Origin of the sequence: Sphingobacterium cellulitidis (assembly GCF_043187465.1) — a bacterium.
In the GTDB taxonomy this organism is placed as follows: domain Bacteria; phylum Bacteroidota; class Bacteroidia; order Sphingobacteriales; family Sphingobacteriaceae; genus Sphingobacterium; species Sphingobacterium cellulitidis.
This window is the reverse complement of the sequence record NZ_CP171136.1, coordinates 3,287,053-3,310,025: the sequence shown is the minus strand read 5'-3', so window position 1 is coordinate 3,310,025 and position 22,973 is coordinate 3,287,053. Positions and strand designations below refer to the sequence as shown.

Genomic DNA, 22,973 nt, shown 5'->3' with positions numbered 1-22,973 from the left:
AGTTTAATTAGAAACCTCCCATATTTTGGATAATACTGAAGGTGAAGTTTTGTTTCCAACGATCAGTAGTCAAGCCTGGGATTGGATCTAATGCATGACCGTAGTCAATTCCTAGCATACCAAAGATAGGTAAGAAGATACGAGCACCCACACCAACCGAACGGCGAACTTTAAATGGATTCACTTCATCAAATTTGTTCCAAGTGTTACCAGCCTCTGCGAATGCTAAAGCGAATACTGTTGCTTGCTCATTTAACATAATCGGGTGACGAAGTTCAATTTGATATTTTGCATAGATCGGGCTACCTGATTGGATCGCAATATTTTGCTGATTACTACCCGTTGAAGCAGGAATTAAAGCTCCATTTGAGTAACCACGCATTGCAATAATCTCAGAACCTTGTAAGAAGTCGAAGCCTTGCATACCATCACCACCTAATTTAAAACGCTCAAATGGAGAAATTGGTGTCTCATTGCCATAACTTCCTAAGTAACCAAATTGAGCTTGTGCCTTGAATACAAGTTTACCAGCGATTTTGGTGTACCATTGAGAATCGAATTTCCATTTATGGTATTCTGTGAATTTGTATTTCTCGTTATCTGGAGCAGTAGCGTAGTTGATATTGTTCCATAATGAATATGGAGGAGTCAACTGCACACTGAACTTGATATGTGATCCTGAAGTAGGGTAGATAGGCGCGTCAATTGAGTTACGGCTAATCTCTTGCGTAAAGTTAATGTTATAAGCTGTACCATCCGCGAATACGAAGATACCACCATAGTTATCCAAGAAATAGCGTTGGTAAGACAATGAGCTATTAATTTGGAAATAGTTGTCTGGCCATTGCAAACGCTTACCTAAGGTAGCAGTTACCCCGTGCATTTGGATTTTAGGAATTCCTTCATAATCCTCATAACGGTTATTTTGCCAGTTATAACGTTGGTATTGTGAGTTTGAAATGTAAGCACTCAATCCAAAGTAAATAGGTTTTTTACCACCTAACCAAGGCTCTGAAAAGGAGAAACTATACGATTGGTATCTTTTTCCGGAAGTTTGCCCACGGATACTTAATTTTTGACCATCACCTCTAGGAAGTGGTTTCCAAGATTCTTTCTTAAAGAAGTTACTTGTTGAGAAGTTGTTGAAGGTCAATCCTAATGTACCAATCACCTGACCAGCACCATAACCTCCGGATAATTCTACTTGGTCAGAAGGTTTTTCAGCTACTGAGAATTCAATATCTGTTGTTCCTTCTTCATAGTTTAAGTTTGTTGGCATAGGTTGAACCTTTTGCTCATCAAACATACCTAACTGAGAAATCTCACGAACACTTCTTACCAATAACTCACGAGAATACTTTTGACCTGGTTTTGTATAGATAGAACGAAGAACAACACGGTCATTGGTCACATCATTACCTTTTAAGATAACATTGTTAATGGTGTATTGCTTTCCTTCAAACATCTGGATTTCCAAGTCTACAGTATCTTGATAAATTCTTTTGATTACAGGTTGTACACTGAATGTTAAGTAACCATCATTTTGATAAATGGCAGCGATATCATCCGAATTTCTAGTCGGACCACTTAATTTTGAATTCAGTTTTTCTTCACTATAGACATCACCATGTTGAATACCTAATAAGATATTTAAAGTAGAATCCTTGAATTTAGAGTTTCCAGACCATGTAATATTACCTACATAATATTTAGGGCCTTCATAAACATCGATATCAATTGCAACTTCATTATTGTCATGACGTCTTACAGTATCTTTTAGGATTTGCGCATCGCGGAAACCTTTGTCTTGCATTTTAGCAATCAAATTGGTTTTAGCCTCTTCATACTTTTCGTCTTTGAACTTACCAGGTCCAAATACGCGGAACCATGCTCTAGGACGAACACCCTTCATGAACTTAGTCAACTGTCTGTTGCTAAATTCTTCGTTTCCAGTGAAGTTAATGCTGTTTACCTTGATTTTTTTGTTTCTATCAACATCCACTACCAAGATTTCATTGTTCGCTTGCGATGAATCTGGTTTTGTAGTGATTTTTATCTCTGGGAATAAGTAAGATTTTTCTCTTAAATATTTTTCGATAGTTGTTTTAGTGGTCATCAACAAGTTGTCATTTACAATCTTGCCGGAGTTAGTGTTTAGTCTTTTACGAACTTCCTCGGTTTGAGTTTTACTTAGACCGTTAATATCAACGCGAGTTAAACGAGGTCTTTCAACAACTCTAATTTCAAGGTAGATAGTTTCGTCTTCAATTTTAGTAGCATATAATTGAACATCTTCAAAAAGGTTTTGATCCATCAAGGCTTTGATTACGCTTGATGTTTGTTCACTTGGAACTTCGATATACTGACCAACGGATAATTTGGAAATGGTGATAAGGACTTCCGCATCCAGATATTGTGCTCCAGTTACGGTTACTCCACCAATTACATAGTTTTTTGGATCCAAATAAGAGATATCATCTGGACTGTTCAAATTCAAAGGCCTATTTCCTGTTATCTGAGCCTGCGCGAAATTGCAAATTAAGAAGGTGAGTAAAATAGAAAGTTTAATTATACGCTTCATCTACTTTTTATTATGTCTGCTAAAGTACAGCAAAGTCTTGTTAATTTTTGTTAAAAGAAATATTACGAAGTTCTGACAGTATCGCTGTCAAAATTAAAATGATGCAAAAGTAATGATTTCTTATAATTGTTCACTAGTTTTCCCAAATCTTCTTTCTCTATTCTGAAATAAATAAATACACTCGAATAAAGTTTCTCTAGAAAATTCAGGCCACATGATTGGTAAGAAAAACAGCTCAGAATAAGCTATTTGCCACAACATATAGTTGCTGATGCGTTCTTCACCACTAGTTCTGATTAAAAGATCGGGGTCTGGAATGTTGTTAGTGTAAAGATTTTGGCTAAAAAGATCCTCGTTAATTTCATCAATAGAAATTTCACCTTTTTTAACTTTTTCAGCGATCGCTTTTGTAGCATCCAGGATCTCTTGACGGGATCCATAGCTCAGTGCAAGCGTCAAAGTACAGCCAGTATTGTTCTTGGTTTGGTCTATTGTGGATTGAAGAGTGACTTGACAATGGTCTGGTAAGTCCGACATTCTGCCAATACTATTCACCCGAATATTGTTTTCTTGGAAGGTAGGTAATTCTTGGTTTAATGAGTTTACTAGAAGCTCCATGAGAGCATCCACTTCAAATTGTGGTCTGTTCCAGTTTTCTGTGGAGAAGGCATAGAGGGTAAGATATTTTAATCCGATTTCTACGGACGCTTCTAAGGCTTCACGTACCGCTGTAACACCATTTTTGTGGCCAAAGACGCGAAGTTCGCCTTTTTCCTTTGCCCAACGGCCATTACCGTCCATGATGATAGCGATATGCTGTGGTAAATTGTTTTTATCTATTTTATCTTTAAAACTCATTAGATAATCTACGTTAATTCTTTGTATAGTTTTTGATCAAGCTTAAAGTTTTGGGACCTTCCTTAATCTCAGAGAATAAGAAGAAAATTGAAAAGAAAGGGTAAATGTTAAGTTGATAGTGTTTATTGAATAATCCCAAAAATGAGCCAATCAATTTTGTTCCTAAATTTTCCAAAGTAGGAAGTAGCGCAAATAAATTAATTACCGAAATTGATTCGCTTTTCATCTTGATTTTTGGCCCCAATATTTAAAGATTTTCAAGTAAAGATACAGGTTTTAAGATAATCCTTAAATAATTTTTATGGATTATGGAAGTTTAGACAATTAATCTTAATAATTGCGGACATCAATACCCCACAATAGTTTCTCTCTTAATATTCCAAAATACTGATCGTTTGGCAGCCTGATTAAGTTGATACTAAATGGAGCCTTGGTAATCAATAAACTAGTTTTAGTGCTGAGGGTATGACTCTTAGAGTCGCAACTCAAGATGTATTTTTCTGTTCGGCTTTCGATTTCAAGGCGCAGTTGCATATTCTCATTAACAACTATTGGCCTTACATTAAGGTTATGTGGCGAAATAGGAGTGATCACAAAATTTCCACTTCCAGGCATGATAATCGGTCCGCCGCAGCTTAAGGAATATGCTGTAGAACCCGTTGGAGTAGCAATGATTAATCCATCTGCCCAATAGGAGTTCAATAATTCATTGTCCAATACTGCATGAACGGTAATCATGGCTGAAGAATCGGATCTGAATACGGTAATATCATTCAAAGCGAAATCTTCCCCTTTAATAAAAGTCCCGTCGGAACTTTCAACTTGCAGCAAGGCTCTTTTCTGGATTTGGTAGTTATTGGAGAGAATCTGATCCAAGGCAGCTTCCATATGATTTTTGGAGATGTTTGCCAAGAAACCTAATCGACCAAAATTAATCCCAGCTAATGGAATCCCCGAATCCTTGATTAAGGTCGCTGCAGAAAGCATCGTACCGTCACCACCCAAACTAAGCATAAAGGCGATGTCGCTCGGAAGATCATGGTGGGATTTAAATTTCTTAAAGGTGAAATCTAATTTGCATAGGCGCTTCAGGAAACTATGAAAGTCGTGGTGGATATATACTTTCACATTTTTTTCACGCAGATAAGTGAAAAGTTCAATGACATATCCAATCACGGATTGGTTAAACTCTCTACCGTATACTGCTATGGACAGCTCTTTCATGCTTTTGCTCATATTATTCGCAAAGATGGAAAATTCTAAGAATTAAATATTCAAATAGTTCATTAAAAGATTATATCGCTCTTGGATATCATTTTGATCTGACCCATCATTAAATGTTGCCTTCACCACATAATCATGTCTCCACAAGGAAGCTAATACCGAAGAAATATTGTTTTTATTAACCTTAATAGTCAATTCTACCTTCGAAGAATTTTCAATAGGTCTAATCCCGGTATTTAAGATTTTGGTGTTTTCAGATTCAATAATATGCGAAACATGAGTTAAACTATTGTCTCGATCTTCCATTTCAAGAACAATGATAGCTCCCTTATCCTGATTGGATATGGTTTGGTTGACTGCTCTCAATAAATCTTTTTGAGTAATAACGCCCACATATTCCTTCTGTTTATTTACAATTGGCAATAAATCAAACTGATAGGTTTCCAAATATTGCAATGCATCATAGATGTGTTGATAATCGTAAAGATAAATGAAAGGAAAGGATAGTTTAAGTTCCTTAATTAAGGTATCTTCATCTTCCAGGGATAAAAGGTCTTCTTCAGTGATTAATCCGAGATATTCCTTACCTTTTACGATGGGAAGTTGATGAAAATGAAGCTCATTAATCTTATCTAAAGAAAAAGCTACCGTGTCATTTGGATGAACTTCGGTATAGAGCGTAGATATGTTTTCACCGATATACATGAAACCTTTTATATGATTAAACTAAAAAAAAAGAAAAACGTTTAATTTTAGTTTAATTCTGCGTTTATTGCTAAGGTAGTGAAAATATTAAATTGATATAAAATAAAAAGATGTTTTAGTCATCTTAAAACTAATTATGTAATTTTACACAACTTTTATTAAAGAGTATTATAGTATATGAGCTTAGAAAAGCAAGAGAAGTTTATTGAAATCAGGGAGGTAATACGCAAGAAAAGTCCAGGCTTAGCCAAATGGATACCCAAGCCATTATTAAGTTATTTAGTAAAAACGATCCATGAAGACGAGATAAATTACATCATGACTACCTATCATGATGATATGGGTTTAGATTTTGTGGACTCATTACTGAAAGAACTTAAGGTGAATGTGCATTTGGAAGGTGCTGAAAATATTCCTTTAGATGAAAGTGTAATCTTTGCTTCGAACCATCCTCTAGGTGGTTTGGATGGAGTGGCATTTATGCAAGTCATAGGCAAGTATAGAAAGGATGTGAAATTCTTGGTAAATGATATTCTGATGAATGTCCGAAATCTTGAACCATTATTCGTTCCTGTAAATAAAGTCGGTGGTCAGAGTAAATCAGCTATTGCTGCTATAGAAAATGCATATGCATCCGATCATGCCCTATTAGTATTCCCTGCCGGACTAGTTTCTCGGAAAATAAAAGGAGAGATTGTTGATCTAGAATGGAAAAAAAGCTTTATCAGTAAAGCAAAAAAATATAAAAAAGACATTGTTCCTGTTTATATTGAAGGACGAAACTCGAATTTCTTTTACAACCTATCGAGAATAAGACATAAAATAGGATTAAAAGCAAATATTGAAATGTTATATTTACCTGATGAGATGTTTTCCCAAAGAGGGAAGGATATCACCATCAGAATCGGGAAGAAAATTCCTTATACCCATTTTGACACCAGCAAGAATGAACGTCAATGGGCAGCAGAAGTAAAAGAAGTGGTTTATGCCATGGCTCATGGTAAAAAATAATGTATGCAAGAAATAATTCAACCGGTAGATAGAGATCTAATTAAAAGTGAACTTACGAAAGAAGCCTTCGTTCGCTATACCAATAATGGAAGTAACGAAGTCTATTTAGTAAATTATCATACCGCACCTAATATTATGCGTGAAATCGGAAGATTGCGCGAACTTACCTTTCGTGGTGCCGGCGGTGGTACCGGATTACCCTTAGATATTGATGAAAATGATACCTCAGATCATAATTATGATCAATTAATCGCCTGGAATCCAGAAGATGAAGAAATCATCGCTGGTTACCGTGTGATAAAATGCGATCAAGCAACCGATTCTAATGGAGAAATTCATCTCTCAACCGCACATTACTTTGATTTTTCTGAAAAATTCAAAAAGGATTTCTTACCCTATACTATTGAATTAGGCAGATCTTGGGTTCAACCTAAATATCAACCTGCAATCGATAATAGAAAAGGTATCTTCTCTTTAGATAACTTATGGGACGGACTAGGAGCACTGGTTCTTATTAATCCTGATGTTAAATATCTTTTTGGAAAGGTCACCATGTATCCGCATTATAACGCTGAAGCAAGAGATCTACTAATCTATTTTATGGAACACTATTTCCCTGATAAGGATAATTTAGTGCAACCAGTTCAGGATCTTTACCTGGGCTATAAAACGGATATCTCGAAGTATATCGGAATTTTTGATGGATTGGATTATAAAGAAGGATATAAGGTTTTGAATGCTAGGATTCGCGAATTAGATGAAAACATTCCGCCTTTGATCAATACCTATATGAATCTTTCTCCAACCATGCGTGTATTTGGAACTGCCAGAAATAACGAATTCGGTGAAGTGGAAGAAACAGGTATCATGATCACTTTGGATGATATCTATCCAGCGAAAAAAGAACGCCATATGTCGACCTTTGAAAGAGATAAACATTTCGGTGAAAGACCAGTAAAAACAAGATAAAAAAGAACCCCCAATGCGATTAAACATTGGGGGTTTTGTTTTTATTTTTCTATTTATGGATAGAGGGCCATTTCCAGATGTGGGATGTTGTCTTCTAAATAGACCTCACTTTCAATCTGAAATCCTAGTCCAGTATAAAATCGCATCAGGTATTCCTGAGCACTAATCCGGATTGGTACCGATGGAAATTCCTGCTTTAACTCTTCAATAGCCTTATTCATCAGAACTTGACCATATTGATGCTTTCTGTAGTCAGCATGAACCACTACTCTGCCAATGGAGCTACAATTAGGGTAGGAGATATCAGGTGGTAATAATCTCGCATAAGCGATACAGATATCATTATCCATTGCAAAAAGGTGGTTGCCTTTTAAATCCTTGTCATCACATTCTGGATAAAGGCAATCCTGTTCCAGCATAAAAACATTGATACGTAGCTGTAAAATTTTATAGAGCTCTAAGGAGCTTAATTCAGAAAAGGATTTTAATCTCCATTCCATAAATTTCTTAGCTTAATAGCGATTTAACAACTTCTGAAATCGTGCGTCCATCAGCTTGACCCGCAAGTTTTTGGTTGGCAGCACCCATTACTTTCCCCATGTCCTTGATGGAGGTAGCACCTGTTTCAGCAATAATTCCTTTTACTACATTTTCAACGGCATCACGGTCCAACTGTTTTGGAAGAAATTCTTCGATTACTTCCAATTCCTCAATTTCAATGGTATATAAGTCTTTTCTATCTTGTTGTTGGTAGATTTCTGCTGACTCCTTACGTTGCTTAGCAAGTTTTTGCAATACTTTGATTTCACCTTCTTCTGTCAATGCTTCAGCATGTCCCTTCTCTGTATTTGCTAATAAAATGGCTGCTTTAATTGCACGCAATCCACGTAATCTTACATTGTCCTTAGCGATCATTGCCGCTTTGATATCTTGTGTGATTTTTGCTTCTAATGACATATATGTTTTGTTTATTTTCTAATTACTATTGTTCCATTTGCTTGAGCTGTTGGCATCACCAACAAATCATTGATATTCACATGTTTTGGTCTGGAGAGTACAAAAGATACAATCTCAGCTATATCCTGTCCTGATAGTGGTGTCAAGCCTGTATACACGTTTTTCGCACGTTCTTTATCGCCGTGGAATCTTACTTCTGAGAATTCAGTTTCTACCATTCCTGGGTCGATGCTGGTGACTTTGATGCCTTTCGCTAAAAGATCGATGCGCATGGCTTTTGTAAGAGCATCTACCGCATGTTTTGTTGCGCAGTAAACATTGCCATTCGGATAAACTTCTTTTCCAGCTATCGAACCTAAATTGATGATATGTGCCTGATCACTTCCTTCCATCATTGGGATTACATACTTGGTCACATATAATAATCCTTTTACATTGGTGTCGATCATGCGGTCCCAATCCCCAATCTTGCCATCTTGGATGGAATCCAAACCTTGACTCAATCCCGCATTATTAATTAGGATATCAACTTTTTTCCATTCTTCAGGAAGGTTAGAGAAAGTCGTTTCTACCTCATCCGAATTGCGAACGTCCAGTTTAAAACTATGGGTTTCCGTATTGGGGTTGATGATTTTGATTTTTTGGATTAATTCCTCCAGTTTTTCAACTCTTCTGGCGCATAATAGAAATCTATATTTATTTTCCTTTGCCAATTCAAGAGCACAAGCTTCTCCAATTCCAGAGCTTGCTCCCGTGATTAAAACTGTCCTCATTTTTTTAATTTTTTAATATTATTAGCATTTCTTCCTGATTTAAATCTTTTTCCAGGATTTTAGGAGTTGCTAAGTTGACATACACAAAGATACAACAAACTGACTAAAATATTGGGACTTTCAAAGGGTCATTCTAAACTTAAAGAAGACTTAAGCATACCTAACTCGCTGACTATGAATAGAAGAGAGAATAGTACTTCAAATTAACTGTTTTTTGTAGGCTGTTAGCAGGTTATTCACAAAGCTTAATCTTATCCACATTCCTTTAAAATGTTGATTTATAATGCGTAAATTTAGTTATTAACAGGTTCTTCACAATTGATGTTAATTATTAGTCCCTGTTTTACAACTCCTATTGCATGATTGTTGAAGCACCTATTTTTTACTGTTCAAAACTTGATGGTAGGGCATCTCTTATTTTTCTTACATTTGTTACCCTATCATTGAAAGCAGGGTGAATCAAGCCGAGAAATATTTTATAGTATGTCTTTAGAAAACGAATTTACAAACAGTGCGTCAGGACAATCTAGCCGCGCAAACTTCAACAAAAAAAGAACGAGCTTAAATAACTTAGTCTCTGGATTAGGTAAGCTCCCTCCACAGGCATTGGACCTGGAAGAGGCGGTATTAGGTGCGCTGATGTTGGAGAAAAATGCGCTTAGTGAAGTGATCGATATCTTAAAGCCTGATTCATTCTATAAAGAAGCTCACCAAAAGATTTTCCAAGCGATCTACAATCTCTTCCAAAAGACTTCCCCAATCGATATTCTTACCGTGGTGGCTGAATTGCGCCAAATGGGAGCCTTGGAAATGGTAGGTGGTGCATACTATATCACTCAGTTGACTGACCGTGTCGTTTCAGCGGCCAATATAGAATACCATGCTCGTATTATCTCCCAAAAATATATTCAACGTGAATTAATCAAGGTATCTACCGAAATTATCAACTCATCTTACGATGAAACTTCCGATATCTTTGATTTATTGGATCATGCTGAAAAATCACTTTTCGATATCGCCCAAAACAACTTAAGGAGAGACTCCAGAAAAATGGATGATATCATGCGTGAGGCCATTTCTTCGTTGGAATCCTTACGTGAGAAAACGGATGGATTAACAGGTATTCCTTCCGGATTGACAGCATTGGATAGAATGACCTCGGGTTGGCAGCCTTCAGACTTAGTGATTATTGCGGCTCGTCCAGCGATGGGTAAAACGGCCTTCGTATTGTCTGTTGCTAGAAACGCAGCAGTCGATCATAATCGTGCCGTTGCTGTATTCTCCCTGGAGATGTCATCGGTGCAGTTAGTAAATCGTCTGATTGCCGGAGAAACCGAAATTGAACAAGAAAAACTTAAAAAAGGAAACCTTGCGGATCATGAATGGCAACAATTGCACTCTAGAATTGGCCGCTTGACCGAAGCTCCTTTAATTATTGATGATACCCCAGCATTAAACGTATTTGAATTCCGTGCGAAATGCAGACGTTTAAAAGCACAGTACGATATCCAAATGGTAATCGTCGATTACTTGCAGTTGATGCATGGAAAAGCCGATGGTAAGGGTGGTGGTAACCGTGAGCAAGAGATCGGTAGTATCTCACGTGCATTAAAATCCGTTGCTAAGGAACTGAATATCCCTGTATTAGCCTTGTCGCAGTTAAGCCGTGCAGTGGAATCCAGACCAGGAAACAGTAAGCGTCCTATGCTTTCCGACTTACGTGAGTCCGGATCTATTGAGCAGGATGCCGATATGGTACTTTTCCTTTACCGTCCTGAATACTATGGTTTGTTGGAGGATGAAGAAGGAAGATCAACAGTAGGTGTAGGAGAGGTTATTATCTCAAAACACCGTAACGGGGAGACCGGTATTGTTCCTTTACGCTTCGTAGGTAAGTATGTGAAGTTCGTCGATTTAGAAGATGATTTCTCAGGAATGGGTCCAGATGGTGGTAGTTTCAATGATTTTGGTGCAGGAATGGGTAGTGCAATTCAACCTTCTGGTAACTTTGGAGATTTCGGTGGTGGAATCACAATGCCTTCTAGAATGAATGATATGCCAGATGATGCTCCATTTTAATCGGAAATAGAAAATATTTAAAAAAGCGCTGAAGTTATCTTCGGCGCTTTTTTTATTCCATTTATTTGATGGCAAAATTGAAATATTGATCCTTGAATGGTTCATTTTTTAAGGTATAATGCCACCATTCTTCTTCAATTGCCTTGAAGCCATATTTCACCATGATGCCTCTCAATAATTTTCTATTCGCCTTTTGAGCATCTGAAATTTCACTGTAATCATGGTGGGAGGGTTCTCCGAAAAAGTCGAATCCTGTACCCATATCCAGTTCCTTCTTGTCCGTGAGATTAATGATGGTCAAGTCAATCGTGCTACCGCGGCTATGTCCAGACTTCTCCGCAATATATCCGAGTTTAAAAAGGTCTCGCTTGTCAACATCTGGATAAAACTCTTGTTTTGCGGTGCTATCTGCGATATCCAATGCCCATTCCTTGAAATTATCAACTGCCTGCTGCGGTCGGTAGGCATCAAAAACCTTTATTCCCAATCCCATTTGATTCAATTCTTTCTGAATTAAAACCAAGGATTTCGCAGCTTCCTTACTGATATAAACTTTGTTTGCTTCATAGCCTTTCACCCGCCTCCCCATGAAATTGTGGTTCCCAAAATATCGCAATTCGATTTCAATATTGGGGACCATTTTCTTCAACTCTACAAAGCTGTTGGGAATTTCTTTTTGAACCCCACAAGCAACAAAGAGAATCGCAAGAATCAAGGAATGTATAGCAATTTGTATTTTTTTCATAAGTCAGATTTTGATCTTGTAAGAACAAATTTATAAAACCAGATACAAGTTTGAAACATTCCCATCGATTAGGGGTATTAGTGGAATGCAGTTCTTCATTTTTAGATCTGTGATGATTTATTAGTTTTGTGCTCATATGAGAAAGAAAGTCGATTTAGATAGCTGGTCTAGAAAGGAACATTTTGAGTTCTTTTCCAAATTTACCGAACCCTTCCATGGAATAACTGCAGAATTGGACTTAACTATTGCTTATCAACAGGCAAAGTTAAAGTCTCAGTCTTTCTTTCTGTACTACCTGTACCGTGCTATTAAAGCCATGAATGAAATTGAGAACTTCAGGTTAAGGATTGATAATTCAGAACTTTATTTATATGATGAGGTTCATATCTCGACCACCGTACTTCGTGATGATAATACTTTCGGGTTTTCCTATATTGATTTTCGAGAGGATGAAGAGGAGTTTTTGAAAGGAGCCAATCAGGCAGTAGAAAAAGTAAAAAGTTCTTCGGGATTAGATTTAACAGGTGCTAAGTTAAATGAGGTGCATTGCTCGGCATTGCCCTGGGTCAATTTTACTTCCCTTTCCCATGCTCGAAACTTCGATTATCCGGATTCATGCCCTAAAATTTCCTTCGCAAAATTAATGGATGTCGACGGGAAAAAGACCATGGCGATATCCCTACATGTTCACCATGCATTGCTGGATGGCTACCATGTCGGATTATTTATGGAACGATTTCAAGAGTTGCTCAATCAAATCGATTGATTTTTTCCTATCTTCTTGTGCCTGTGGATAATTTTCTAGAATAGTACGGCTATTTTTATTAAATTTGAGTCCCCATTTTTGAGGCATTACATTAGATAAATTTAGGAGAGTATTTTGGATTTTTTAGCAGGATTGAACCCCTCACAACGAAACGCCGTTGAAACTATTAAAGGTCCAGTGATGATTGTTGCTGGTGCTGGATCTGGAAAAACGCGTGTAATTACCTATAGAGTAGCCCATCTGATACAGCAAGGTGTAGACCCTTTCAATGTACTTGTGTTGACTTTTACCAATAAAGCAGCCAAGGAAATGCGTGAGCGTATTATGAAAGTGGTAGGCTCCGAAGCCAAAAACATCTGGATGGGAACATTCCACTCTGTTTTTGCCCGTATATTACGTGTTGAAGCCGAACTCTTGGGCTATCCCAAAAACTTTACAATCTATGATACAGACGATACCAAAAGTCTGTTGAGAACCATCTTGAAAGAGATGAACCTCGATGATAAACTATACAATGTCAACCATGTGTATGGTCGTATCTCATCCGCAAAGAATAATTTAATTTCCCCACAAGAATATAATAAGAACGAAGCTATTCTAGCCGAGGATCAGTCAAATGGTCGTGGTCAGCTAGGACAGATCTATATGACCTATGCTCAGCGCTGTTACCGCGCTGGAGCCATGGATTTTGACGATTTATTGTTCAAAACAAACGTTTTGTTGAATAAATATCCAGATGTTCTGCATAAATATCAGCATCAATTCAAATACCTGATGGTGGATGAGTATCAGGATACCAACTTTTCTCAATACCTGATTGTGAAAAGATTGGCTGCAGTAAATGAAAATATCTGTGTCGTTGGAGATGATGCCCAGAGTATTTATGCCTTCCGGGGTGCAAATATTCAGAATATCTTAAATTTCCAAAAAGACTATCCTGATGTGAAGGTATTTAAACTGGAGCAAAATTATCGATCTACAAAAATGATCGTAAATGCTGCAAACAGTATTATTGCTAATAACAAGAATCAATTAGAAAAAAATGTATTCTCTGATAATGAGGATGGAGAGAAAATCAAAGTAAGTCGTGCATTCTCCGATAATGAGGAAGGTAAGATCGTTGCTGAAGCAATCTCTCAGGAAAAATCATTGAAGAGTTTAAAGTATAAAGATTTTGCAATCCTATACCGAACTAATGCGCAATCGCGTTCATTGGAGGAGGCTTTGCGAAAACTGAATATTCCTTATAAGCTTTACGGAGGAACATCGTTCTATCAAAGGAAAGAAATTAAGGATTTAATAGCCTATTTCAGATTGACCTTTAATCCGAATGATGAAGAGGCATTGAAACGGGTGATTAACTATCCGCGAAGAGGGATCGGTGATACGACTGTAGAGAAAATTATGGTGGCAGCTGACCAACAACAATTACGTTTGTGGGATGTGGTTGCCAATGCTCAAATGTTCTTGGACGGTCGTAGTGCTGCTTCAGTTTCCAATTTCGGATTGATGATTCAAAGTTTCCAGGCGACTTCAAAAACAAATTCTGCATTTGACACCGCAATGCATATTGCTCAGCACTCTGGAATACTGAAAGATCTTTACGAGGATAAATCTGTTGAGGGTTTAGCACGATATGAAAATATCCAAGAACTCTTGAACGGTATCAAAGAATTCTCAGAAAGGGAAGATCTTGAAGAAAAAGGATTGGATGTCTTCATGCAGGATATCGCCTTACTGACGAATGATGATAATGATAAGGATCCAAATGCAGATACTGTATCTTTGATGACGATTCACGCCTCCAAAGGACTTGAATTCCCTGTAGTTCATATCGTTGGATTGGAAGAAAATTTGTTTCCATCACAATTATCTTTAAATTCAAGGTCAGAACTGGAAGAAGAACGAAGATTATTCTATGTCGCAGTGACACGTGCAGAAAAAAAGCTACATTTGTCCTATGCAACTTCCAGATACCGTTGGGGAACATTAAATAACTGTGAACCAAGTCGGTTTCTAGATGAATTAAATCCAAGTTGTTTGGATCTTGACTTCAAGCCACGCTCATCACCAATGATGGATGATGACTTCGGGTCAGAACGCGTGCAATGGCAACGCAAAGAAGGCGGTAATGCTTCAGGTGATGTGTTTTCTAAACCAAAACCTAAAGTAATAAAGACAACTTCCATATTGCCAAAAGCACATAAACCAAGTCCTGATTTTGCCCCTTCAGATACTTCAGGTCTGCAGGTTGGTATGGAAGTTGAACATGAACGCTTCGGATTTGGTAAGGTTATTAACCTCGAGGGAAATAAACCGGATATTAAAGCAACTATTTTCTTCAAAGAGTTGGGACAGAAGCAATTGTTGCTTAAATTTGCCAAGCTTAGAATAGTAAATTGATGCCCAATTTAGAATTACATATTTAACACCTATAGAGGGTTAAAGCAAAATAAACATATGATTTTTGATTATAACAGCACTAGACCAAAATTAATTTTGGCAGAATATGGCCGAAACGTACAGAATATGGTGGACTATATCTGCACGCTGTCAGATAGGGAAGAAAGAAACCGTTTAGCGCAGGTGGTCATCGATATGATGGGGGTATTAAACCCACATCTTCGTGATGTATCTGACTTTAAACATAAACTTTGGGACCATTTATACATTATTTCGGACTTTAAAATTGATGTGGATTCTCCTTATCCAATCCCGACCAAGGAAAATATTCACCATAAACCAGAGACTCTTAAATATCCTAACCATAATATCAAGTTTAAACATTATGGACACACCGTAGAAGAGATGATCAAGAAAACCTTGAATATCTCTAACCCGGAAGCCAGACAAAAAATGACCTTAAGCGTAGCCAATTTCATGAAAATGGCTTACTTAACTTGGAATAAAGATTCAGTCTCTGATGATCAGATCCTTCAAGATTTAAGTACACTATCGCATGGTGAATTACAATTGCCAGCAGATACCGTACTGACGAAACTTGATTTCAAAACTCCTCCTCCAGGGAATCGTGTTAAAACCTCAGGTAGTAATACCGGCCAACAACAACAAAATAAGCCGCAAAATAATTACAACAACAAGAGGAATAGTAACAACAACAATAATAACAAGAGACCCTCGAACAACAATAACAACAACAGACAGAAGAAGAATTATAAATAAGACCTTTTGAAAAAAGCAATTGGTACTCTTTGTACAATTGCTTTTTTCATCTAGGTATGATATGAATTGAACAATCCTTTAATTTTTTCAAGCTGAAGGATTGGTTGATATGAAGAAACTATGAATGCATTTGAAATTTACGGTGGTAAACCATTAAAAGGAGAAATCGTTCCTCAAGGAGCTAAAAACGAAGCATTACAAATTATCTCTGCAGTCTTATTGACCGCTGAGAAAATGACCATTAGCAATATCCCTGATATTAAAGATGTAAATAAATTGATCGATTTATTGGCAGCAATGGGCGTAGATGTCAATAGAGTGAATGAGGATACGTACGAATTTGAAGCAAAAAACATCAATATAGATTATTTCCAATCTGAAGAATTCAAGAAAAAAGGAGGGAGCCTTCGTGGATCTATTATGATCGTAGGTCCTTTGTTGGCAAGATTCGGAAAGGCAGCTATCCCTAAACCAGGTGGCGACAAAATCGGAAGACGCCGTCTAGATACACACTTCCTGGGTTTTGAAAAACTAGGTGCTAAGTTTGTCTATGATGCTGAAAACCATTTCTTCAATGTGGATGCTACTCAATTAAAAGGTACATACATCCTCCTTGATGAAGCATCGGTGACTGGTACTGCCAATATCGTAATGGCGGCAGTTTTAGCAAAAGGAACAACAACCATTTACAATGCCGCTTGTGAACCTTATTTACAACAGCTTTGTAAAATGTTGAATAGAATGGGAGCTAAGATCTCCGGAATTGGTTCTAACTTGCTAACCATTGAAGGAGTTGAAAAACTTGATGGAACTACGCATAGAATGCTTCCTGATATGATTGAAATCGGATCATTTATCGGTTTGGCAGCCATGACAGGTTCTGAAATCACCATTAAGAATGTATGCTTCCAAGAGTTAGGAATTATCCCTTCGGTATTTGCTCGCCTTGGAATCAAATTTGAACTTAAAGGAGATGATATTTTTATCCCTGCTCAGGAAAACTACGAAATCGATACTTTTATCGATGGATCTATCTTAACCATTTCTGATGCCCCATGGCCAGGATTTACGCCTGATTTATTGAGCATCGTCCTTGTTACAGCAATTCAAGCTAAAGGAAATGTTCTGATTCACCAAAAAATGTTTGAAAGCCGTCTGTTCTTCGTAGATAAACTTATCGATATGGGTGCTCAAATTATCCTTTGTGATCCACACCGTGCTACCGTTATCGGCTTGAACAAGCAAAATAAACTTCGCGGTATCGAAATGACCTCTCCGGATATCAGAGCTGGGGTATCCCTATTGATTGCTGCTTTGTCAGCTCAAGGGAAATCGGTCATCTATAATATCGAACAGATCGAAAGAGGCTATCAACATATCGAAGAACGCCTGAAAGCATTAGGAGCAGATATCAGAAGAGTAGAGGCACAACCTGCTGGACATTAACAAGAATTGTCTTCTTAGTGTTAAAAAAATTATTCTACACTTGAAAATCTACTAAGTCTATATATTTTTGTGCAAAATTAATTGTTCAAACACACAATGAAAAAAATCACATTACTATCTGCAGTTGCTGCTTTCGTATTAGCATCTTGTGCAGGAAACCCTGAAGGTAAAAAAGCAGAAACTAAAGATTCAGTTGCAATCACTCAAACTGAAGTTGTAGGTAATACATTAAATGTAGATACAGCAGCTTCCAAAGTAGTTTGGACAGGAACTAAAGTTACTGGAAAACACACTGGTACTGTATCTATTAAATCAGGTACTTTAAACGTAGATAATGGTAAGTTGGTAGGTGGAAACGTTGTCCTTGATATGAATACCATCAGCTCAACTGATCTAGAAGGTGAATTCAAAGGTAAATTAGACGGACACTTAAAATCTGAAGACTTCTTCGCAGTTGCAAGTCATCCTGAAGCTACTTTCACTATCACTGAAGTTAAACCTGGTGCTACTGACCAAGATTTAAATATCTCTGGTAACCTAGTAATCAAAGGAGTTAGCAAAAACATTACTTTTGACGCTAAAATTGTTGAATCTACTGAAGCAACAGTGAAAGCTACAGCTAACTTTAACATCACTAGAGCTGATTGGGGTGTGAATTATGAAGGTAAATCTGATGATTTAATCTCTAAAGAGATCAATTTCGACATCAATTTAGTTGCAAATAAATAATTTTATTTAATTCAATATTAAAAGCCCTTGACTTTAGTTAAGGGCTTTTTTATGCAATTTTCCTTCCTTTTGCTTCCTCATAAGCAGCAGATAAGTCTTACTTTTGTAGCTTATCAAATTCTAAACAAATGAAAATTTCCCTGATCTGCATTGGAAAAACTGATGATCAACATATTGTTCAAGGAATCGAAGTATACACCAAGAGACTCAAACATTACGTCAATTTTCAGATTGTAACAATCCCTGATATAAAGAATTCGAAAAACCTGACAGAGGACCAACAGAAAGAAAAGGAAGCCCAGTTATTATTGAAAAATTGTACGAACCAAGATTATATTATCCTCCTCGATGAAAGAGGGAAGGAGTATAGCTCAGTGGAGTTTTCAAACTTCCTGGAGAAGCAAATGATCGCCAGTGTTACACACCTGGTATTTATGATCGGCGGCCCTTACGGCTTTGATGAATCTGTTTATCAACGCGCCAATACAAAGATTTCGCTTTCCAGGATGACCTTTTCCCATCAAATGGTCAGATTATTCTTCGTAGAACAGATTTATAGGGCCTACACAATTATGCGCGGTGAACCCTATCATCATGAATAATTTTATGTAAATTGAATATATTTAGCATCATATAATTGAATATTTGAATTAACAAAAGGGTTAGGATTATAGGTTTTTTTTAGGAGTTTAAAATCAAAATAGTAACATTTAGTAAAGAAAATATTATGGATGAAAATAAGTTTAAAAGAGATTATAAGTTCAAGAGCCAAGAAGGGGCCCATGGTGGAAATATTAATAAGTGGATTATTATTATCGGTGGGGCAATTGTAATATTATTGGCTTACTTATTAAGATAATTGCAGGGCGTTAGTCAGGTTAAAATAAATAAGGCGATACGGGGAGTATCGCCTTAAAATCACACTAACTATTAATAAAACCCTATAGAACTAGGTGTTTTCAAAACATAGATCCCAGAATAGACAATAGTCTACCTCCAAGACCCACTGTAAAAGTAAAAACCTTTTATTATAAAATCAAATAAAAGTTGCAACATTTATATTATAATTGAATTTTATCTATATTTTTTAAAAATTCAACCCACGCAACCTGGTCAGTTTTAAATGTTAAGTCATTTTCTTGCAACTCCTGCAAGGGAATTAATCTAAACGCTTGTAATTTTCCTTCTAGTGATTTTTCAGTAAAGTCGAAAGATTTTGTCTTAATGTTTAATTCTACTTCGTTTTTTTGCTCTACCTGATAGTATATTGAGATTATTTGACTCTCATTAAAACTCGATTTCTCAAAAAAATCCGTCGTATAAATATGCTTGATAACCTCAACCTCCATTCCTGTTTCTTCTAGGTACTCGCGCTTCAAGGCATCCAACAATCCTTCCCCATATTCTAAACCCCCTCCCGGAAATTTAGTGAATGAAACATTCTCTGTGCGCTCATCGCTTATTAGGACCTCATTGCGATCATTGATCAATATCCCATAAACCCGAACATTAAATAAAAACATAGTTTAGTATTTTGACCCTGCCTCGTTCCAACAAAGTCTAGATAAGTAATTTGTGTATTTTTTTAGTATGATGATTTTGGTCAAAACAGTGCTCCGTCTTGACCAAAATAAATCTATAAAGGCTGAAATCCTGAACCTACAGTTTCCGAATCCAAGCCTACCAATGAATAATGCTTAGGTAAAAACCATGAAATCGTACTCATAGCCTGCTTATATTCTTGTTCATTGGCAAAGTTCTTAGGCGTAATATTAAAAACCAGGTCCTGTGTTACCTTTTCCTCATCCGTATAATTTCTTGCAATCAGCATAACCATCGGATTCCTAACCCCTGAATATTGTAGGAATTCGCGAATCTGATGTCGAGCGTAACTAGGTAATATCTCCTCCGAAGGTTGTCCCACCAAGATTTCCTCATCGTTGCCAATCACAAAATCCTCGTTGTTCCTTGCGAAATGATGATCATCCGTGTAAAACTCATTGCGTAATGCATAATTCATCAAATCCCCATAACTGAACATCCAATCCGGATTTTCCTTTCTTGTATTCAATGCTACTCCAAAACCACTTTGAAGTAAGTGCCCTAATTTATTCTTTATGACGTAGGCCTGAAAATTCTCCCCTGGTTCTACCGAACGTAAATTAAAATAGGGAAAGCCTTCTGAGCTCATGATAATCTCCGGTTCAGAAACCGCAAGATTCGCCTCTCCAATATGATCGATAAACTCCGCTACCCAATCGTTGTTCCTTTTTTCTAAAGGTATCGTTAGCAAGTTGTTAACGACTAATGTTTTTTCAAGATCTCCTAAATTCCCGGATCCCGCGTTTGCATCAAAAAAATGTATGTTACTCATAAGTCCTTTGAAAATACGGCTAAAAGTAAGGATTATTGTCTTAATGTTAAATGTTTAATTCAAAAATCATCTGATATAATCCTGAAATTGGCTAAGATAAACTGGTTTATTTTCTTATTTTTGTTAAAAAAGGAACCACTTTAATGTCAGATTTAAATACGACACGATCAGTGCAATACAATACATCAAAAATTAGCTACGAGGAATTCCGCCAGGTACTCATTGAAGATTATAAACTAGCCACCCAAAGCCGATATGTTAGCCTCCTTGGACGAAAAGAAGTGCTAACCGGTAAAGCGAAATTTGGAATTTTCGGAGACGGTAAGGAATTAGCCCAAATTGCCCTGTCAAAGGTCTTCAAACCCGGCGATTGGCGATCAGGCTATTATAGGGACCAAACCTTGGCCTTCGCGCTAGGAATTAGCAATATCTATCACTTTTTCTCTCAATTATATGCTAATCCCGATATCAAGGCCGAACCTTCCTCCGCAGGAAGACAAATGGTCGCTCACTTCGCAACCCCTATCATTGATGAAAACGGTGAATGGATTGATCAAACAGCCCAGGTAAACTGCTTTTCCGATATCTCAACAACAGGGGGACAAATGTCCAGAATCCTAGGATTGGGGCTCGCCTCTAAATTGTATAAAAACAATCCAAACTTATCCCATAAAGAGAAATTCTCAAATAATGGACAGGAAGTAGTCTTCTGTACAATCGGTAATGCCGCAACTTCCGAAGGGGTATTCTGGGAAACAGTAAATGCTGCCGGAGTAAAGCAATTACCCGTTGTCATCTCCATTTGGGATGATGGCTATGGAATCTCCGTGCCTAATGAAATCCAAACTACTAAAGGCGATATTTCCGCCGTATTAAGAGGGTTTCAGGAAGATGAAGCCGGTCAAGGCTTTGAAATTTTCCGCGTCAAAGGATGGGATTATGCCGGCCTTTGTGAAGTCTATGAAAAAGCTGCTGAACTCGCTAGAAATGAAAGTAAACCATGCTTGATTCACGTAGTGGAAATGACACAGCCGCAAGGCCACTCCACTTCTGGATCGCATGAACGCTATAAATCGGAAGAAAGATTGCAATGGGAAACTGATTTCGATTGTAATCAGAAAATGCGCGATTGGCTAATCGAATCTGGAATGGCAACTGAAGAGGAGTTGGCTGATATCGATTCCGAAGCAAAAGACTTTGTTCGTAAGGAACAAAAACGTGCCTGGACCGATTATCGCAAAACTCTACAGGTTGACCTGCAAGAAGCCATTGCTAAATTGGAAGGTATTAACCACCACGCAGCAGAAATCCCTTTAAAAACCTTGCTTTCAACAACCGAGCCTTCCCTAAAGGAGGTGTATGTTAATGTTCGCCGTGTAATCCGTGAACTTAGAGGAATCGATGTTCCTGGCAAGGATGAACTGATTTCTTGGTTCCGAGAAAAACAAAAAATTAACCACGATAGATTTAACGATAAACTTTTCGTAGATACCAAATATTCCCCTTTAGCAGTTGAAACAATCGCGCCTCAGTATGATAACGATTCTCCAATCGTAGACGGAAGAGAAGTACTGAATGCTTGTTTTAAAGCTAATTTTCATAATGATGCCCGATTGTTGGCATTCGGGGAGGATGTAGGTAAAATAGGCGATGTGAACCAAGGTTTCGCTGGCCTACAGGATGAATTCGGTAGCCAAAGAATATTTGATACCGGAATTCGTGAATCTGCAATTATAGGGAAGGGGATAGGACTAGCGATTAGAGGATTTAGACCTATCGCAGAAATCCAATATCTGGATTATCTGATTTATGCAATGCCTGTCTTAAGTGATGACCTTGCAAGTTTGAGCTACCGGACCAAAGGAAGACAAAGAGCTCCTTTGATCGTCAGAACCCGTGGTCATCGATTAGAAGGAATCTGGCACTCCGGTTCGCCTATGTCCGTGTTATTGGGTGGATTGAGAGGAATGCATATCTGTGTGCCTAGAAATATGACTCAAGCAGCTGGTATGTATAATACCCTCCTGCAATCGGATGAACCTGCTGTAGTCGTTGAATGCTTGAATGGCTACCGCTTGAAAGAAAAGATGCCAAACAATATCAGTGAGTTCACTGTGCCAATTGGTAAAGCTGAAAAGATTAGAGAAGGCTCGGACATTACCGTGGTATCTTACGGTTCTACCCTTCGGATAGTACAGGAAGCCGCCTTAGAATTGGATAAATTAGGCGTTTCCATTGAAATAATTGATGCGCAATGTCTTCAACCTTTTGATAGAGACCAAATCTCTGTTGAATCATTGAAGAAAACAAATAGATTATTGGTGGTAGATGAAGACTTCCCTGGAGGTGCTTCGGCTTACATAACCCATGAAATATTAGAGAAACAAGGTGGTTATTACCATTTGGATGGCCAACCTAAAACGCTTTCGGCGAAAGCTCATCGTCCTCCTTATGGATCCGATGGTGATTATTTTACTAAACCTGCTGTCGATGATGTCGTTGAAACGGCTTATCAGATGATGGCAGATAGTAATCCAACAACATTTCCTCCTATCTTCTAGGAGGAAATGTTC

21 protein-coding genes are annotated in these 22,973 nt (G+C 37.5%); 11 read left to right on the top strand and 10 right to left on the bottom strand.

Annotation, left to right across the window (positions count from 1 at the left end; genetic code table 11):
- Positions 1–7: 7 nt before the first annotated feature.
- The 4 genes from bamA to ACF3OC_RS14575 all read right to left on the bottom strand — a co-directional run bounded on the left by bamA (position 8) and on the right by ACF3OC_RS14575 (position 5,368).
- The gene (gene bamA / locus ACF3OC_RS14590) at positions 8–2,581 is read right to left on the bottom strand and encodes an outer membrane protein assembly factor BamA (RefSeq protein ID WP_392469592.1); all 2,574 of its coding nucleotides are present in this window, start codon (positions 2,579–2,581) and stop codon (positions 8–10) included.
- A gap of 120 nt (positions 2,582–2,701) precedes the next feature.
- On the bottom strand, positions 2,702–3,439 hold the full coding sequence (locus tag ACF3OC_RS14585) for an isoprenyl transferase (protein ID WP_094256123.1): 738 nt from the start codon (positions 3,437–3,439) through the stop codon (positions 2,702–2,704).
- A 330-nt stretch (positions 3,440–3,769) separates the two neighbouring features.
- Positions 3,770–4,675 (bottom strand): NAD kinase, encoded by a 906-nt coding sequence (locus ACF3OC_RS14580; protein ID WP_229678363.1) that lies wholly within the window; start codon positions 4,673–4,675, stop codon positions 3,770–3,772.
- Positions 4,676–4,705: 30 nt separating this feature from the next.
- Positions 4,706–5,368 carry a CBS domain-containing protein gene (locus ACF3OC_RS14575; RefSeq protein ID WP_094256121.1) on the bottom strand — a complete coding sequence of 221 codons (663 nt, stop codon included), beginning with the start codon at positions 5,366–5,368 and terminating at the stop codon, positions 4,706–4,708.
- A 177-nt stretch (positions 5,369–5,545) separates the two neighbouring features.
- On the opposite strand from ACF3OC_RS14575, the gene ACF3OC_RS14570 reads away from it, so the two are divergent.
- Both ACF3OC_RS14570 and ACF3OC_RS14565 read left to right on the top strand, forming a co-directional pair.
- Positions 5,546–6,379, top strand: a complete 834-nt coding sequence (locus ACF3OC_RS14570; protein ID WP_094256120.1) for a 1-acyl-sn-glycerol-3-phosphate acyltransferase — start codon at positions 5,546–5,548, stop codon at positions 6,377–6,379.
- A gap of 3 nt (positions 6,380–6,382) precedes the next feature.
- Positions 6,383–7,348: a GNAT family N-acetyltransferase gene (locus ACF3OC_RS14565; RefSeq protein ID WP_392469588.1), complete on the top strand. Its 966-nt coding sequence runs from the start codon at positions 6,383–6,385 to the stop codon at positions 7,346–7,348.
- Between the two features lie 53 nt (positions 7,349–7,401).
- Here the strand turns inward: ACF3OC_RS14565 and ACF3OC_RS14560 are convergent, their stop codons facing one another.
- Genes ACF3OC_RS14560 through ACF3OC_RS14550 form a run of 3 tightly spaced genes read right to left on the bottom strand, consistent with a single transcriptional unit; the run spans position 7,402 to position 9,078 of the window.
- Positions 7,402–7,848 carry a GNAT family N-acetyltransferase gene (locus ACF3OC_RS14560; RefSeq protein WP_094256118.1) on the bottom strand — a complete coding sequence of 149 codons (447 nt, stop codon included), beginning with the start codon at positions 7,846–7,848 and terminating at the stop codon, positions 7,402–7,404.
- 7 nt (positions 7,849–7,855) lie between these two features.
- Positions 7,856–8,305, bottom strand: coding sequence for a GatB/YqeY domain-containing protein (locus ACF3OC_RS14555; protein WP_094256117.1), 450 nt, complete (start codon positions 8,303–8,305; stop codon positions 7,856–7,858).
- An 11-nt stretch (positions 8,306–8,316) separates the two neighbouring features.
- Positions 8,317–9,078: an SDR family NAD(P)-dependent oxidoreductase gene (locus ACF3OC_RS14550; protein ID WP_392469586.1), complete on the bottom strand. Its 762-nt coding sequence runs from the start codon at positions 9,076–9,078 to the stop codon at positions 8,317–8,319.
- A 483-nt stretch (positions 9,079–9,561) separates the two neighbouring features.
- Here ACF3OC_RS14550 and dnaB point away from each other — a divergent pair, with 483 nt between their 5' ends.
- Positions 9,562–11,157 (top strand): replicative DNA helicase, encoded by a 1,596-nt coding sequence (dnaB, locus tag ACF3OC_RS14545; RefSeq protein ID WP_094256115.1) that lies wholly within the window; start codon positions 9,562–9,564, stop codon positions 11,155–11,157.
- Positions 11,158–11,218: 61 nt separating this feature from the next.
- On the opposite strand, the gene ACF3OC_RS14540 is transcribed toward dnaB, so the two are convergent.
- Entirely contained in the window at positions 11,219–11,902 is a 684-nt protein-coding gene (locus ACF3OC_RS14540) for a M15 family metallopeptidase (RefSeq protein WP_392469583.1), read from the bottom strand.
- A 136-nt stretch (positions 11,903–12,038) separates the two neighbouring features.
- On the opposite strand from ACF3OC_RS14540, the gene ACF3OC_RS14535 reads away from it, so the two are divergent.
- The 7 genes from ACF3OC_RS14535 (at position 12,039) to ACF3OC_RS14505 (ending at position 18,885) form a co-directional block, all read left to right on the top strand.
- Complete coding sequence (locus tag ACF3OC_RS14535; RefSeq protein WP_094256113.1) at positions 12,039–12,668, top strand: chloramphenicol acetyltransferase; 630 nt, start codon at positions 12,039–12,041, stop codon at positions 12,666–12,668.
- Positions 12,669–12,782: 114 nt separating this feature from the next.
- Positions 12,783–15,071, top strand: a complete 2,289-nt coding sequence (locus ACF3OC_RS14530; RefSeq protein WP_094256112.1) for an ATP-dependent helicase — start codon at positions 12,783–12,785, stop codon at positions 15,069–15,071.
- 57 nt (positions 15,072–15,128) lie between these two features.
- Complete coding sequence (locus ACF3OC_RS14525) at positions 15,129–15,851, top strand: DUF4290 domain-containing protein (RefSeq protein ID WP_094256111.1); 723 nt, start codon at positions 15,129–15,131, stop codon at positions 15,849–15,851.
- Between the two features lie 120 nt (positions 15,852–15,971).
- Positions 15,972–17,297 carry a UDP-N-acetylglucosamine 1-carboxyvinyltransferase gene (murA, locus tag ACF3OC_RS14520; RefSeq protein ID WP_094256110.1) on the top strand — a complete coding sequence of 442 codons (1,326 nt, stop codon included), beginning with the start codon at positions 15,972–15,974 and terminating at the stop codon, positions 17,295–17,297.
- A gap of 96 nt (positions 17,298–17,393) precedes the next feature.
- Positions 17,394–18,026, top strand: coding sequence for a YceI family protein (locus ACF3OC_RS14515; protein ID WP_094256109.1), 633 nt, complete (start codon positions 17,394–17,396; stop codon positions 18,024–18,026).
- A gap of 128 nt (positions 18,027–18,154) precedes the next feature.
- The gene (gene rlmH / locus ACF3OC_RS14510) at positions 18,155–18,628 is read left to right on the top strand and encodes a 23S rRNA (pseudouridine(1915)-N(3))-methyltransferase RlmH (protein ID WP_094256108.1); all 474 of its coding nucleotides are present in this window, start codon (positions 18,155–18,157) and stop codon (positions 18,626–18,628) included.
- Positions 18,629–18,753: 125 nt separating this feature from the next.
- Positions 18,754–18,885, top strand: a complete 132-nt coding sequence (locus tag ACF3OC_RS14505) for a hypothetical protein (RefSeq protein ID WP_256962472.1) — start codon at positions 18,754–18,756, stop codon at positions 18,883–18,885.
- A gap of 202 nt (positions 18,886–19,087) precedes the next feature.
- Here ACF3OC_RS14505 and ACF3OC_RS14500 read toward each other — a convergent pair whose 3' ends face one another.
- Positions 19,088–19,549: an NUDIX domain-containing protein gene (locus ACF3OC_RS14500; RefSeq protein ID WP_094279914.1), complete on the bottom strand. Its 462-nt coding sequence runs from the start codon at positions 19,547–19,549 to the stop codon at positions 19,088–19,090.
- A 113-nt stretch (positions 19,550–19,662) separates the two neighbouring features.
- Positions 19,663–20,400 (bottom strand): hypothetical protein, encoded by a 738-nt coding sequence (locus ACF3OC_RS14495; RefSeq protein WP_094256106.1) that lies wholly within the window; start codon positions 20,398–20,400, stop codon positions 19,663–19,665.
- Between the two features lie 143 nt (positions 20,401–20,543).
- Between ACF3OC_RS14495 and ACF3OC_RS14490 the strand changes: the two genes are divergently transcribed.
- Complete coding sequence (locus tag ACF3OC_RS14490) at positions 20,544–22,961, top strand: thiamine pyrophosphate-dependent enzyme (protein WP_094256105.1); 2,418 nt, start codon at positions 20,544–20,546, stop codon at positions 22,959–22,961.
- Positions 22,962–22,973 lie beyond the last annotated feature (12 nt).